This is a genomic window from Burkholderia sp. Bp9012 (assembly GCF_003853825.1).
In the GTDB taxonomy this organism is placed as follows: domain Bacteria; phylum Pseudomonadota; class Gammaproteobacteria; order Burkholderiales; family Burkholderiaceae; genus Burkholderia; species Burkholderia diffusa.
Genome location: NZ_QTQA01000017.1, coordinates 24,932 through 38,745 on the forward strand (window position 1 = coordinate 24,932; position 13,814 = coordinate 38,745).

Here is a 13,814-nt window from a genome sequence, read left to right on the forward strand (position 1 = left end):
ACGGCTTGCGCTCGCGCGTCGGTTTGCCGTTGTCGGGCCGTGCAAGGCCATGCGCATCAGGGTGAACCCTATGGCGCGCCCGCGCGTTCCGGCGCAAAATCGCGAACCCGGAACGGTATCGAATCGGACGCAGAACCAGCCATGCCGCGCAGTGCGCTCTTGACCCCGACGGCCGCCGGCGCCGCCCCGCTGCCGGACGCCCCGCTCGCCCACGCGTTGCGCGAGAAGCGCTTCTCGCCGGCCAAGCTGGCCGTGCTGGTCGGTGTCGCCCAGGAACTCGGCCTCGACCCGACCGCCGTGCTCGACGGCACCGGCCTGTCGCCGGACGCCGTCACCGACCCATTCACGCTCACATCGCAACTGCAGTTCCTGACCGCCGCGCGCAACGCGATCGGCCGCTATGACGGCACCGATCTCGGCGTGCGCGTCGGCCGCCGGCTGCATGCGTCGAGCTACGGAATGTACGGCTACGCGATGCTGTGTTCGGAATCGCTCGCGCATGCGTTCGATTCGGCAGTCAAATATCACCAGCTCGCGAACGGGATGCTCGCGATCCGCTGGGTCGAACAAGGCGACACCGCGTCGTGGCTGTTCCCGGATCCGCACGAAGCCGCGCTGCCGGAGCCGGACCTGCCGCTCTACCGCTTCCTGATCGACATGCAATTCGCGCTGCACGTGACGATCATCAAGGACGTGATGGGCGCGTGGTGCGTGCCGGCCCGCGCGCAGTTCGCGCAGCCGCGACCGCCGCATGCGGCGCTGCTGTCCGATGCGCTCGAATGCCCGATCGCGTTCGACCAGCCGCACCATGTGTTGAGCTACCCGGCCGCGTGGCTCACGCGCGCGCCGCAGCTCGCGAATCCGATCACCGCCGCGCAGGTGTCGTCGCACTGCGCGCGCCTGCTCGACGAATTGCGCAGCCAGGCGGGCGTCACGCGGCGCGTCTACCATGAACTCACGCGCACGCCCGGGCAGTTTCCGGACATCGACGCGATCGCCGACACCCTGTGCATGACGTCGCGCACATTGCGCCGCAAGCTCGACGCCGAAGGCACGTCGTACAGCGAGTTGCTGACGAGCGTGCGCAAGGCGCTCGCGATCGACTACCTGAGCACCACCACGCTCAGCACCGAGGACATCGCGCTGACGCTCGGCTTCAGCGACGCGGTGGGATTCCGCCACGCGTTCAAGCGGTGGACCGGCACGACGCCGAGCGACGTGCGGCGCAAGCGCGGCGGGTAGACGCTACGCACGAGCGGGCATGAGCCCGACCGTATCCGTCACATCGGCATCCGTCGGCCATCGTTCGTGCAAATCTCGCGTTCTGCCGGTCGCACGTCGCGTGGTTCAAACGCGTCTGCACGATCAGCCAGACCGGCCCGGGCATCGATGCGTAGCGTCTCCGGCCACGCCGCACGCGGCGCCAACTGCCGTGGACGGCCGATGGGCTGGCGTCGGCCGTCCACCATTCCACGCATGCAGATCGGCAGAAATCGCGACGACGGCGCCGGTCGGTTTCAGCGCGCCTCTCCGGCCGCCGGCTGCGCGACCGTCAGCGCGAACTCGAACACCGCGCCCCTCCCCTCCCGGTCGACGAGCCGGATCCCGCTGCCGTTGAGCGCGAGCATCCGGTGCACGATCAGCAGCCCGAGCCCGCCGCTCGTCGCCGCACCGCCGCTCATCGGCCGTTGCGGCCGCTGGAACAGCCCTTCGCGCCGCGCCGGCGGAATCCCTTCGCCGGTATCCGACACGGTCACCACCACGCGGTCTTCCTGCGGCGTCAGCGCCACTTCGACTTCGCCATGCTGCGGCGTGTGCCGCAATGCATTGTCGAGCAGGTTGGTCAGCACGCGCTCGATCATCCCGAGATCGGCCGACACGACCGGCACGCGCGGCGGGATGCGCGCATGCAGCGTGACGCCGCGCGACTGCGCGGCGAGTTCGAACTTCTCGAATACGTCCTGCACGAGATCGACGAGCGAGAACGGCTCGCGCTCGGCCTGCACGCCGCCCGATTCGAGCCGCGCGAGCTCGAACAGCGCCTGCGCGAGGCGGCCGACCTTCGTGCTCTGCGCGAGCGCGATCGACAGGTAGCGGCGGCGCTCGGACTCCGCGAGCGCGTCGGACTTCAGCGACAGCGTTTCGAGATAACCGTGCAGCGACGTCAGCGGCGTGCGCAGGTCGTGCGAGATGTTCGTGATCAGTTCGCGCCGCTGCTGGTCCTGACGCGTCAGCGCGCGCCACTGGTCGCCGATCCGGTCGGCCATCTGCGCGAACGCGGATTCGAGCACCGCGATGTCGTCGCCGCGCCGCCCGGGCGGCGAACGTGGCACCGGCGGCTGCGTGTCGGGCGCCGCGTTCGCGTCGAAGCGGCGCATCGCATCGGTCAACCGGCGCAGCGGGCTCGTGATGAAACTGAACGCGGTCAGGCCTGCGAGCAGGCCGAGCAGCGCGACAAGCGCCATCGACCACAGCGTCGTGCGCAGCACGTTGCCGGCGTCGACGCGCGCGGCCAGCCGGTCGTGCGCTTCGCCGAGCAGCACCACGTAGATGTAGCCGGAAGGCGGCTGTCCCGCACGCTGCAGCGGCGCGGCGCTGAACACCTTGCGCGCGTCGGGGCTGCGCGGATCGTCGCCGAGGATCGGCAGAGGATCGCCCGCGATGAAGCGCTGCACCGGCGCCAGATCGACGCGGTCGCGCTTCACGTGGCCGGGCGGCGCGTCGTCACCCTGGATGTGCCCCGCGTTGTCGAGCAGGTACACCTCGACGCTCGGATTCACGCCCATCAACTGGCCGAACAACGAGCGCACGGCGTCCGGGCGCAGCCCGTTCGCGTCCATCAGCGGCGTGCTGCTCGCGATATGCGCGGCGAGATCGCGCGACAGGCCCTGCACGACTTCCTTCTCGCGCATGTCGTTCGCGCGGATCTGCAGCCATGCCGACGCCCCCGAGCACGCGAGCAGCAGGACCGAGAACACGAGCGACAGCCGCTGGGTGAGGGTCAGCTTCATCACGTGTCCCGCTGATCCGGCGCGGCGAGCTTGTAGCCGCGTCCCCACACGGTGAGGATGCGCACGGGTTCGGCCGGATCGGCCTCGATCTTCGCGCGCAACCGGTTGATGTGGGTGTTCACCGTGTGTTCATAGCCTTCGTGCTGGTAGCCCCACACGGCATTGAGCAGGTCCATCCGCGAGAACACCTTGCCCGGATGCCGCGCGAAGAAATACAGCAGGTCGAACTCGCGCGGCGTGAGGTCGATGCGCGCGCCATTGACGGCAGCTTCGCGCGCGATCGGGTCGATCGACAGCCCGGCCACGTCGAGCGTGCCCGCGTCGATCCGCGAATCGCGCGCGAGCGCGTCGACGCGCCGCAGCAACGCCTTGACCCGCGCGACGAGTTCGAGCACCGAGAACGGCTTCGCGAGGTAGTCGTCGGCGCCGAGTTCGAGGCCGAGGATCCGGTGCACCTCACTCGAGCGTGCGCTCGTGATGATGATCGGCGTGTAGCGCGCCATCGCGCGCGCGCGCCGGCAGATTTCCAGGCCGTCGACGCCGGGCAGCATCAGGTCGAGGATCAGTGCGTCCCAGTTGCCCTGTTCGAGCAGGCGCAGCCCTTCCGTGCCGTCCGCGCTGTGAACCACTTCGTAGCGCTCGTCGCGCAGGTGCAGGCTCAGCACGTCGGCGATGTCGGCATCGTCCTCGACGATCAGGATGCGTTTGGGGTGGTCCATGGCGGTCGGCGGCGGCACGTCGTAGTGGTTCCGGAAGTCGAAAGACGGGTTCTGATCTGCCCAGGGCCGAAAGACCGGCCAGCGAGGGCGAATCGCGGCAGCAACGCCGCGCTGCCGCCATTGTGCAAAATTTTGCAGCGGGAAGGGGTCACATTTCGTTTAAGTTTGGGTAGCGAGCGGGCTGACGGGCAATACCGGCGCGACGCTTCATTCCGGCCCCCAAAAATTCAGACGGCAATCGCCCGGGCTCGAGCACCGCTTCGATCGATCATCACGTCGGCGCAGCCGTTCTTCATTCCGATTCGGAAACCGGCAAACCGAGCCGCCAGCTCAAATTCCTGCGCGCCTGCATCTCGCAACGCGTGTAGAAGAAGTCCGTCAGATAGATGCGCGGACGCACGAGCAGCCCGCGCAGAATGGTTCGCTCATGAAGGTCGTAGGCCCGGTCGTCAAGATCGGGACGCTCCGCCCGCAGACGCCGGCCGTCTTCGCGAAACCGGCTGCGGGAAGCGCCGAGCACGGCCAGGTCGATGTCGCAGACGAAACGGGCATCCAGTCCTGCGGCAATACCCGAGTGGGTCGTCGCGAGAATCATCGCGCAAATCTGGTCGCAGGCGCGGATTCGCTCGTCCGCCCGGCGCCGGAACCAGTCCGCGCTGTTCTGCTCGTTGTCCTTCGCGCCGGGCACGAAGATCACGTCATGGAACCAGAGCGCGAGTTCGACGGCGTCCGGTTCGGGAATCGACTCGCGTGCCAGGTCGAACTGGCGCAAGCATCGCCGCACGTGGACGAGCGTGTGGTAATGGCGCGCCGGCTCCGCATAGCATCGCGCCAGCATCCGATAGACACCCTCGGCATCTGTCCCGCCGCTGCACGACCACAACGCGACGAACCGCTCCTGCATCCGGCTCACGTTCGCTCCTTGGCCCGGGGCGTCTGCGCATGATCGCCCCATGCCGACATTACCGCGATGCGTTCAGAGAAACTCCCTGCGGATGTCGATACTCGACCGCTGCCCGATGTTTCCGTAGTGATGCGCAAGCCATGCGTCGGCTTCGCGCCGACCGTGGTCATGCAGTTCGCTGAGAAATGCCCAATCCGCGTTGTACTTGCTCGATACGCTCAACGCGCACATGGCGTCGTCGGCGCGAATCGAATGGATCAGCATTTCCTTCATCTCGCCGCGATCGATCGTGCCCTGCTGGATCAGGTCGGTGACGAACGCGATCGCCCGCATCTCGCGCATCAGCGACGAATTGAAACTGATCTCGCTGATGCGATTGAGGATTTCCGCGGCCGTGATCGGCACGCCGCGTCGCACGAGCGGATTGATGTGCACGATCACGACGTCGCGCGTCGCGCAATTGTAGATGAGCGGATAGATGGCCGGATTGCCCATGTAGCCGCCGTCCCAGAAATATTCGCCATCGATCGAGACCGCCTGGAACAGTGTCGGCACGCATGCCGAGGCCAGCACCGCGTCCGCACTGACGTCCTCGCCCGTGAAGATGCGTATCTTCCCCGTCTCGACGTTGGTAGCGCACAGGTACAACCGGATCGGACAGTGCTTGCGCAGTGCGTCGAAATCGACGTGGCTTTCGAGCACTTCGCGCAGCGGATTCAGGTTGTTCGGATTGAACTGATACGGCGAAAAGACGCGCAGCATCATGTCTGCGAACGCATAGAGCGGCGAATGATCGAGCCCGAAGCTGTGCGTACCCTTCAGCCACGGCACCCAGCGCAGCGGGTTGTAGTGCTCCGCCGATCGCGCGACCGCCTGCCAGAAGTCGTGCAGTGCCTGACGCGCGCCGTCTTCGCCGCCTTGTTGCAGCCCGTACGCGAGTACGGCGGCGTTCATCGCGCCGGCACTGGTTGCACTGACACCCTCAATTTCGAGCCTGCCGTCTTCGAGCAGCCGGTCAAGCACGCCCCAGGTGAAGGCGCCGTGCATCCCGCCCCCCTGCAAGGCCAGCGCGATCGGTTTGCGCGGCAGATCGTTGCGGCGTCGCGTGTGCGTAATCGTCATGTCCGTCTCCCCAGTTCTTAGCTATACGGAACAACGGCAGTTCATGGACGGTGCGTCGTCACGCGATACGTCGTCGTGCATCGCAGGCCCATTCATTCTGCGCGCCCGTCCAAGGCATCCAGCAGCGCTTTCGCCTCTCGCAGATCGCACGTGTCGAATCCTTCCGTGAACCAGGCGTACACCTCGGACAGCGCCTGCCTTGCCTCGACGATCTTCCCCTGTCGTTGCAGTAGCCGAGCGAGGTCCGATGCTGCTCGCAATTCCAGCGCTCTGGCACCCTGCCGGCGCGCGCGCGCGATCGCCCGATGAAAGCAGTCAACCGCTTCGTCATCATGTGTGGCGGCAGCCCCCTCCTTGCTCGCCGCGCCGGCCAGATAGATTCCCGTGAGCCGGGACAGCTCGGCCTCGTAGCAATGCTCGCCGGAGTGCTCGACGATCGTCGTCGCCTCTTCCAGCATGTCCAGGGCGGCCCGCTCGTCACCCGCGCGCCAGTAACTGTCGGCGAGCAACGCAAGACAATAAGGCCGCTGATCTTCGCCGCCCGCTGCCCGCTGCGCGTCGAGGCCCAGCCGCATCTGCGCGATGCCGCCCTGGATGTCTCCTTGCACGCTCATCGCCCAGCCTCGCAGAAGCGTCCCCCACGCGAGCCAGTACGGCAATCCGTGCTCGGTCGATACGGCAATGACCGCTTCCGCGCGCTCGGCGGCAAGCATCGGCTCCCGCCTCAGTTGATGCAAGTGCGCCGTGTAGGTCAGACTGAACGCCAGAGACGGCCCATAAGAAAGATGCCGTGCGAGCGCAAGTGCCTCAACGCTGCGCTTGAGCGCCTGGTCGGGATACCCCTGAATCCACAAGGTCAGCACCAGGAAACTGAGCGCCCGGATACCGGGATCCACTCCGTGTGCGAAGACGTGCGCCTGATGCTGCTCCGGATCGTAGATCGCAAGGGCCTGTTCCAGGTGTGTGCGAGCCGTGCCGAAATCGCCCTGCAGAAAAAAGCACGAGCCCAATGCACTGTGCGCCTCGACGAGGAGACCCGGATCATTCGCATTCCTTGCGGTTACGAGCATCTGCTTGCCGAGATCGGTCGCGAGAGCGTACTCGCCGCGCACCAGGTGGTACATCCGCAATCCCAGCTGCGTCGCAAAGCGCTGCGATGCCTCGCCCGTGCGCTCGCACAAATCGAGCGCACGCGTATAGGTCGTGCCAACCTCCGTCGCGCCATACCCGCGCACGTCCATCAGGACCGGCCCGAGAGAAAGCAGCACCGTCAGTTCCCAATGCGCACGCATGGGTGTGTCCGGCAGGCCCTTCAGCAACGCAAGCGCCGCTCCAAGGTGATTCATCGCATCGTGATGGGCGGCATGGCGCAGCGCCTGCTGTGCCGCGCGATGCAGGTATTCGACTGCCTTGGGAATGTTTCCGCTCTGACCGTAGTGGTGCGCAAGTTCGCTGCAGTAATCGGCGATGCGTGTCGGGAACAGCATCTCGATCGCCTGCGCGGTGCGCTCGTGCAGCGTGGTGCGCCGCTCCGTAAGCAACGAGCGCCCGGCCACTTCCTGGGTCAGCGCGTGCTTGAACGAGTAATTGACTTCGGGAAAGGCCGGGCGCTCGAAGATGAACTCCGCTTCTTCCAGGTGGGCGAGCAGACGACGCAGTTCGTCGTCGCGCGCCGGCGCCTCACCGCAAATTTGCCGGATCAGACTGAACGGGAATTCGTGGCCAATCACCGCGAGCGCCTGCAGCAGTTCCTTTTCCTCGATGGGAAGCCGGTCGATACGCGCGGCCAGCACGCCCTGCACGGTGGTGGGAATGTGCAGCGTCGTCGGGGTCTCGACGATGTGATAACGCCCGGCATCGCCGAGCAGCGATTGCTCTTCCACGAGCGTCTGGACCACTTCCTCCATGAAGAACGGGTTGCCCTCCGTCTTCTCCAGAATGAGCTGCTTGAGCGGCACGAGCGTGCGATCCTCGCCGAGCAGCACCGCGAGCAGTCCTTGCGCATCGGACGGGCCAAGCGGTTCGAGCCGGATCCTGCTGCAATGATCCGCGCCGGCCCATGCGGGCTGATATTCGGGCCGGTAGTTCACGAGAAGCAGGATGCGTGCGTCGGGCACGTGGTCGACCAGGTAGGTGAGAAACGCTTCCGTTTCGCGGTCGAGCCATTGCAGATCCTCGAACAGCAAATGGACCGGCTGATTCCAGCTCTCTCGCACGAGAAGCTGCCTGATCGCGTCGAAGGTGCGGTCGCGCCGGATCTGCGGATCCATGTCGACGAGTACCGACCCGCCCTCGCCGATTCCAAGCAGATAGAGGACGTAGGGCACGAGGTCCTCGAAACTGCGCTCGAGCGCGAGCGCCTTGCCGATGACCTTCTCCCGGCAGCGCCGCTCGTCGTCCTGCGTCGTGATCTGGAAATAGTTCTTCAGGAGTTCGATGAGCGGTAAATTGGGAAACGCCTTGCCGTGCGAGACCGAGAACGTCTCCAGCACCAGCGCGCCACGTCGCGAGCGCTCCTTGAACTCGTGGAACAGACGAGACTTCCCGACGCCCGCCTCCCCCACGACGCCGACGATGCGCCCGTGCCCCGACCTCATGGCCTCCAGCGCACGGTTCAGATGCTCCATTTCCGTCTCACGACCGACGAACCGCGCGAGACCGCGATGGGCTGCCAGTTGCAGGCGCGTGCGCAATGCGCCCAGGCCAAGCACCTCGTATACGCACAGCGGCGCGGGAATGCCCTTGAGTTGTGTCGCGCCCAGCGCCTTGAACTCGAAATAGCCTTCAGCGAGCTTATGGGTGGACTCGCTGACGAGAATCGACGTGGGCGTGGCGATGCCCTCGATCCGCGACGCGATGTGGATCGTATGCCCGAGCGGATCGTATTCGGTGTGCAGGTCGACGGTGCGGATGGAACGGACGACGACTTCGCCCGTATGAACGCCGACGCGAATCTGCAGAGGAATGCCTTCCTGCAGACGAATGCGGTCGCCATGCTGCCGCATCGCCTGCTGCATGCGCAATGCGGCGAACAGCGCGCGCTGCGCATGGTCTTCGTGGGCGATCGGTGCGCCGAACAACGCGAGGATGCCGTCGCCGAGCGATTTCGCGACGTATCCCTCGTAGTAGTGGACCGCTTCCATCATCAGCTCGACCACGGGGACGATCAGGCGATGCGCCACTTCGGGATCGAGATCGTGGATCAGCGCGGTCGACCCGGCCATGTCGGCGAACAGCGCGGTAACGGTCTTACGCTCGCCGGCGCGCTCGCCGCGCGCTTCCATGGCCGCGTGTTCGGCACGGATGCGCTCGGCAAGATGATCGGGCGTGTAATGAATCGGGGTAGGTGGCGGTTCGCGGCCCGACGGTCGGGAAAACGACGGCGCGGCGGGCGGTGTCAGCGACGTTCCGCAATGGCTGCAGAAGCGGGCCGCCGGCGCCGCCTCATGCCCGCATTGCGGACATGTGCGGGACAGCACGGCCTGACATTCCTGGCAGAACCTCGCACCGGGAGGATTCTCGGACCCGCATATTGTGCAGCGCATAAAACCCTCTTCCAGCCAAGGGTCGACCTCGAAACATTATGCGCCACTCTCTGCCGGGAATCAGGGCCGCGAGCGTGATCGTATGTGCCGACAGGGTGAGGGTCAGCACGCGTTCGGCCGTCAGTTCTCGCAGCGCGCGCGACACCGTCATCCGGGCCACACCGCAACGAGCAAAACGCGATCAGGTGATCACGCCAACCTGCCAGGGCACGAATTCGTTCTGGCCGTAGCCGTGCAGCTCGCTTTTCGAGCGATTGCCGGACGCGCAGTCGAGCATGTGCTGGAAGATCGCGGCGCCGAGCTGGTCGACACTCGACGTGCCGTCGATCACCCCGCCGCAATCGATATCGATGTCGTCTTCCTGACGCACCCACAGCGCGGTATTCGTTGCAAGTTTCAACGACGGCGCCGGCGCACAGCCGTACGCCGAACCCCGCCCCGTCGTGAAGCAAATCAGGTTCGCGCCCGACGCGACTTGCCCCGTCGCCGACATCGGGTCGTAGCCGGGCGAATCCATGAAAACGAGGCCACGCGCATCGATACGCTGCGCATATTCGTATACGTCGACGAGATTCGTGGTTCCGGCCTTCGCGATCGCGCCGAGCGATTTCTCGAGGATCGTCGTGAGCCCGCCCGCCTTGTTGCCGGCCGACGGATTGTTGTCCAGCGCGGCGCCGTGACGTGCGCAATAGGCTTCCCACCACGCGATGCGCGCGAGCAGCTTTTCGCCGACGTCGCGGCTGACGGCACGCCGGGTGAGCAGATGCTCGGCGCCGTAGATTTCGGGCGTCTCGGAAAGGATCGCTGTGCCGCCCTGCCGTACCAGCCGGTCGACGGCCGCCCCCAGCGCGGGATTCGCCGAGATGCCCGAGTAGCCGTCCGAGCCGCCGCACTGCAGCCCCACCACGAGATGCGCCGCCGGCATCGCGACCCGCACCGCACGGTTCGCGTCCGCGAGCATGTCCGTGACCATCGCGATGCCGCGCTCGATCGTCCTGCGCGTGCCGCCGCTCTCCTGGATCGTGAAGTGGTGCAGGCGCGCGGCATCCGCATGCCCGCCTTCGCGCAGCACGTCGCCGATCTGGTTGGTCTCGCAACCGAGACCGATGAACAGCACCGAGTGGAAATTCGGATGCGCGGCGTAGCCCGCCAGCGTGCGCCGAAGGATCGCGATTCCGTCTCCCCGCGAATCGATCCCGCAGCCGAGCCCGTGCGTGAGCGCGATCACGCCGTCGATGTCTGGATAGTCGGCCAGCGCCCGCGGGTTCACCTCTCGCCGAAAATGATCGGCGATCGCACGCGCCACCGTGGCGGAGCAATTGACGCTAGTCAGTATGCCGATGTAGTTGCGCGTCGCGATCCGTCCGTCGTCACGACGAATACCCAGGAAGGTCGCCGGTGTGTCGTCGAGACGCGTCGGACTCGCGGCAGCGCCGAACGCGTGCTCGCGCGCAAACTCGGCCATGCCGAGATTGTGCACGTGCACATGCTGACCGCGCGCGATCGTCTCGCGCGCGACGCCGATGATCTGGTTGTAGCGCCTGACCGGCTCGCCCTTCGCGATGTCGCGCACGGCCACCTTGTGGCCCGGCGGAATCAGGCCGGACACGGCGAGCGCCTCGGACGCGATCAGGTCGCCGGACACGAGCTGGCGCGTCGCGATCACGACATCGTCGTTCGGATGGAGTCGGATCGCAACCGGCCCGGTAGGTGGAAAAGACATGACGGTAATCCTGGATTCAAGATGGGTGGTTCCGCGCCGGCAGGCCGCCTTGCGGCGCCGGCGAACGCTTCAGCGATGCGAACCGGCCTGCACGCCGCCCGGCCCGCTTTCCGCGCCCGCGTGCCCCATGCCGCGCAGCGAGCGCAGCAGCAGCACGCTGACGAAGCACAACGCCGCAACCACCACGAAGCCCGTGCGCGAATCGTGCGACGCCGCGTCCGCGAACGCCTTGATCTGCGGCGACACGAAGCCGCCGAGATTGCCGATCGACACGATGAACGCAATGCCGCTCGCCGCGCCCGTCCCGCCGAGATAACGTGTCGGCAGGCACCAGAACACCGGCTGGCACGCAACCAGCCCGGGGATCGCGATGCAGAAGGCGAGCAGCGCCAGCACCGGCGTGTTGATCACGGATATCGATGCGAATGCGAGAATCCCGACCGTCAGCATGCCGGTCGCGACCTGCAGATGGTTGTCGTGGCGATCCGCGAATCGCGTCGCGACGATCATCGCCGCAATCGTGCACAGCCACGGAATCATCAGCAGCAACCCGATCTTTCCATCGATCTGGGTGCCCATCGTCGCGGCGAATTTCGACGGCAGGTAGAACGCGAGCGGCGCATTGCCGATCTGGATGCAGAAGTACGCGGCAATGAAGGTCAGCACGCGACGGTCCTTCAGCACGCCGAACACGGCCGCGGACAGGTGCCGCGATTTCGCGCGCTCTTCCGCGTCGAGCGTGTCGCACAATGCGCGCTTCTCGTCGTCGGTCAGCCAGCGCGCGTCTTTCGGCCGGCTCGTCAGGTAGAAGAACGCGATCACGCCAACCACGGTCGCCATCAGCCCCTCGACCAGATACATCCATTGCCAGTTCCGCAGACCGAACATGTCATGCATCTGCAGCAGGAAGCCCGACAGCGGATTGCCGATCAGCATCGCGACGGGCACGCCGAAGTAGAACAGTCCGAGCGCGCGGGCGCGCCCCTTCGCAGGAAACCAGTAGGTCAGGTACAGGATGATGCCGGGAAAGAACCCGGCCTCCGCCGCGCCGAGCAGGAAGCGGATCGTATAGAACTGCGTCGGCGTATGCGCGAACATCATCGACGCCGAGACGAAGCCCCACGTCACCATGATCCGGCTCATCCACACGCGCGCGCCGATGCGATTCATGATGAGATTGCTCGGCACTTCGAACAATGCATAACCAATGAAGAAAATGCCGGCGCCGAATGCGAATGCCGCATCGCTCAAGCCCGTGTCGGCCTGATAGGCGAGCTTCGCGAAGCCGACGTTCGCGCGATCGATGAAGGCGAGCGCGTACATCAGCGTGAGGAACGGCAAGAGCCGGACGGCGGCCTTCCTGACCGCCCTGGCAAGGTGCTGCGATTGCTGCGAATCGTGGTTCATCGTTGTCTCCGATATGGTTCTTGTCGTGATGCCCGTTCGACTACGCTCGCCATTCGGGCCCGTCCGGGTACGCGAATGCATCGAGCGAAGCCGGCTTCATCGTGACGCCGTAACCAGGCGCCTCCTGCGGCATGTAGCGCCCACGGCGAATCACGATCGGCGCCTCGAAATGCTCGTGCAGATGGTCGACGTATTCGAGCACACGCCGCTCCAGCGAGCCCGACACCGCGATATAGTCGAACATCACGATGTTCTGCGAGTACTGGCACAGGCCAACGCCGCCGCCGTGCGGGCACACCGGCACGCCGAACTTCGCCGCCATCAGCACGACGGCGAGCACTTCGTTGAGCCCGCCGAGCCGCGCGGGATCGAGCTGGCAGAAATCGAGCGCGCCGGCCTGGAAGAACTGCTTGAACATCACGCGGTTGTGCGCATGCTCGCCGGTCGCGACACCGATCGGCCCGATCCGCTGCCGGATCGCCGCATGACCAAGAATGTCGTCCGGGCTGGTGGGCTCCTCGATCCACCACGGATCGAACCGCGCGAGCACCCGCATGTTCGCGATCGCCTCGTCGACGCCCCAGTTCTGGTTCGCATCCATCATCAGCTTGCGCTCCCAACCGAGTTCTTCGCGCAGGATGCGCGCACGCCGCACGTCCTGCTCGAGATCCGCGCCGACCTTCTGCTTCAGGTGGGTCCATCCGTCGGCCACGGCGGCGCGTGCGAGCGCACGCATCTTCTCCTCCGAATAACCGAGCCAGCCGGCCGCGGTCGTGTAGCCGGGAAAGCCGTGCTCGCGCATCTCCCGCTCGCGCTGCACCTTGCCGGGTGCGGCCCGGCGCAGCAACGCGACGGCCTCGTCGCGCGTCAGCACGTCGTCGATGTACGTGAAGTCGATGCAGTTCACGAGTTGTTCGGGCGGCATGTCGACCAGGAATTTCCAGACCGGCTTGCGCGCCGTTTTCGCCCAGAGATCCCAGATCGCGTTGATCAGCGCGGCCGTCGCGAGATGCACCACGCCCTTCTCCGGGCCGACCCAGCGCAACTGGCAGTCGCCCGCGACCATTTCGTGCCAGTACGCGCCGAAATCGGCCGTGATCTCGTCGAGCGACCGGCCGATCACGAACAGCTTCGCGAGCGCGTGCGCCGCGTCGACACACAGGTCGTTGCCGCGGCCGATCGTAAACGTGAGCCCGTGCCCGCGAAGGCCGTCGCCGGCATCGGTGACGAGCGTCACGTAGGTTGCCGAATAGTCGGAGTTGCCGTTCATTGCGTCCGAGCCGTCCATGCTCCTGGACGTTGGAAAGCGAATGTCACGTACCAGCACATCGATAATGCGTGTCGTCATCGTTGCGTGTCTCCATTCCATTTCATTTGATTTCA

At 65.9% G+C, this 13,814-nt stretch carries 9 protein-coding genes; 1 reads left to right on the forward strand and 8 read right to left on the reverse strand.

The window, feature by feature from the left end; translation table 11 throughout:
• Positions 1 to 141 precede the first annotated feature (141 nt).
• Complete coding sequence (locus tag DIE11_RS22610; protein ID WP_124627151.1) at positions 142 to 1,242, forward strand: AraC family transcriptional regulator; 1,101 nt, start codon at positions 142 to 144, stop codon at positions 1,240 to 1,242.
• Between the two features lie 275 nt (positions 1,243 to 1,517).
• On the opposite strand, the gene DIE11_RS22620 is transcribed toward DIE11_RS22610, so the two are convergent.
• The 8 genes from DIE11_RS22620 to DIE11_RS22655 form a co-directional block, all read right to left on the reverse strand.
• Positions 1,518 to 3,011 carry a HAMP domain-containing sensor histidine kinase gene (locus tag DIE11_RS22620; protein ID WP_124627153.1) on the reverse strand — a complete coding sequence of 498 codons (1,494 nt, stop codon included), beginning with the start codon at positions 3,009 to 3,011 and terminating at the stop codon, positions 1,518 to 1,520.
• Positions 3,011 to 3,730, reverse strand: a complete 720-nt coding sequence (locus DIE11_RS22625) for a response regulator transcription factor (protein WP_059606358.1) — start codon at positions 3,728 to 3,730, stop codon at positions 3,011 to 3,013. Before DIE11_RS22625 ends, DIE11_RS22620 begins: the two co-directional genes overlap by 1 nt.
• Before the next feature lie 292 nt (positions 3,731 to 4,022).
• On the reverse strand, positions 4,023 to 4,568 hold the full coding sequence (locus DIE11_RS22630; RefSeq protein WP_185633806.1) for a hypothetical protein: 546 nt from the start codon (positions 4,566 to 4,568) through the stop codon (positions 4,023 to 4,025).
• Between the two features lie 138 nt (positions 4,569 to 4,706).
• On the reverse strand, positions 4,707 to 5,756 hold the full coding sequence (locus DIE11_RS22635) for a patatin-like phospholipase family protein (RefSeq protein ID WP_124627157.1): 1,050 nt from the start codon (positions 5,754 to 5,756) through the stop codon (positions 4,707 to 4,709).
• Positions 5,757 to 5,848: 92 nt separating this feature from the next.
• Complete coding sequence (locus tag DIE11_RS22640) at positions 5,849 to 9,301, reverse strand: adenylate/guanylate cyclase domain-containing protein (RefSeq protein ID WP_124627159.1); 3,453 nt, start codon at positions 9,299 to 9,301, stop codon at positions 5,849 to 5,851.
• A 181-nt stretch (positions 9,302 to 9,482) separates the two neighbouring features.
• A complete protein-coding gene (locus tag DIE11_RS22645) occupies positions 9,483 to 11,024 on the reverse strand; it encodes a UxaA family hydrolase (RefSeq protein WP_124627161.1) in 1,542 nt (513 codons plus the stop codon).
• Between the two features lie 69 nt (positions 11,025 to 11,093).
• Positions 11,094 to 12,431: an MFS transporter gene (locus DIE11_RS22650; protein WP_124627164.1), complete on the reverse strand. Its 1,338-nt coding sequence runs from the start codon at positions 12,429 to 12,431 to the stop codon at positions 11,094 to 11,096.
• A 40-nt stretch (positions 12,432 to 12,471) separates the two neighbouring features.
• Positions 12,472 to 13,779 carry an enolase C-terminal domain-like protein gene (locus DIE11_RS22655; protein WP_124627166.1) on the reverse strand — a complete coding sequence of 436 codons (1,308 nt, stop codon included), beginning with the start codon at positions 13,777 to 13,779 and terminating at the stop codon, positions 12,472 to 12,474.
• Positions 13,780 to 13,814 lie beyond the last annotated feature (35 nt).

Bases quoted from the DNA above. Each gene is read 5' to 3' on its own strand.
- DIE11_RS22610 (WP_124627151.1), top strand. From the start codon at position 142: ATGCCGCGCAGTGCGCTCTTGACCCCGACGGCCGCCGGCGCCGCCCCG.
- DIE11_RS22645 (WP_124627161.1), bottom strand. From the start codon at position 11,024: ATGTCTTTTCCACCTACCGGGCCGGTTGCGATCCGACTCCATCCGAAC.
- DIE11_RS22640 (WP_124627159.1), bottom strand. From the start codon at position 9,301: ATGCGCTGCACAATATGCGGGTCCGAGAATCCTCCCGGTGCGAGGTTC.
- DIE11_RS22650 (WP_124627164.1), bottom strand. From the start codon at position 12,431: ATGAACCACGATTCGCAGCAATCGCAGCACCTTGCCAGGGCGGTCAGG.
- DIE11_RS22630 (WP_185633806.1), bottom strand. From the start codon at position 4,568: ATGCTGGCGCGATGCTATGCGGAGCCGGCGCGCCATTACCACACGCTC.
- DIE11_RS22635 (WP_124627157.1), bottom strand. From the start codon at position 5,756: ATGACGATTACGCACACGCGACGCCGCAACGATCTGCCGCGCAAACCG.
- DIE11_RS22620 (WP_124627153.1), bottom strand. From the start codon at position 3,011: ATGAAGCTGACCCTCACCCAGCGGCTGTCGCTCGTGTTCTCGGTCCTG.
- DIE11_RS22655 (WP_124627166.1), bottom strand. From the start codon at position 13,779: ATGACGACACGCATTATCGATGTGCTGGTACGTGACATTCGCTTTCCA.
- DIE11_RS22625 (WP_059606358.1), bottom strand. From the start codon at position 3,730: ATGGACCACCCCAAACGCATCCTGATCGTCGAGGACGATGCCGACATC.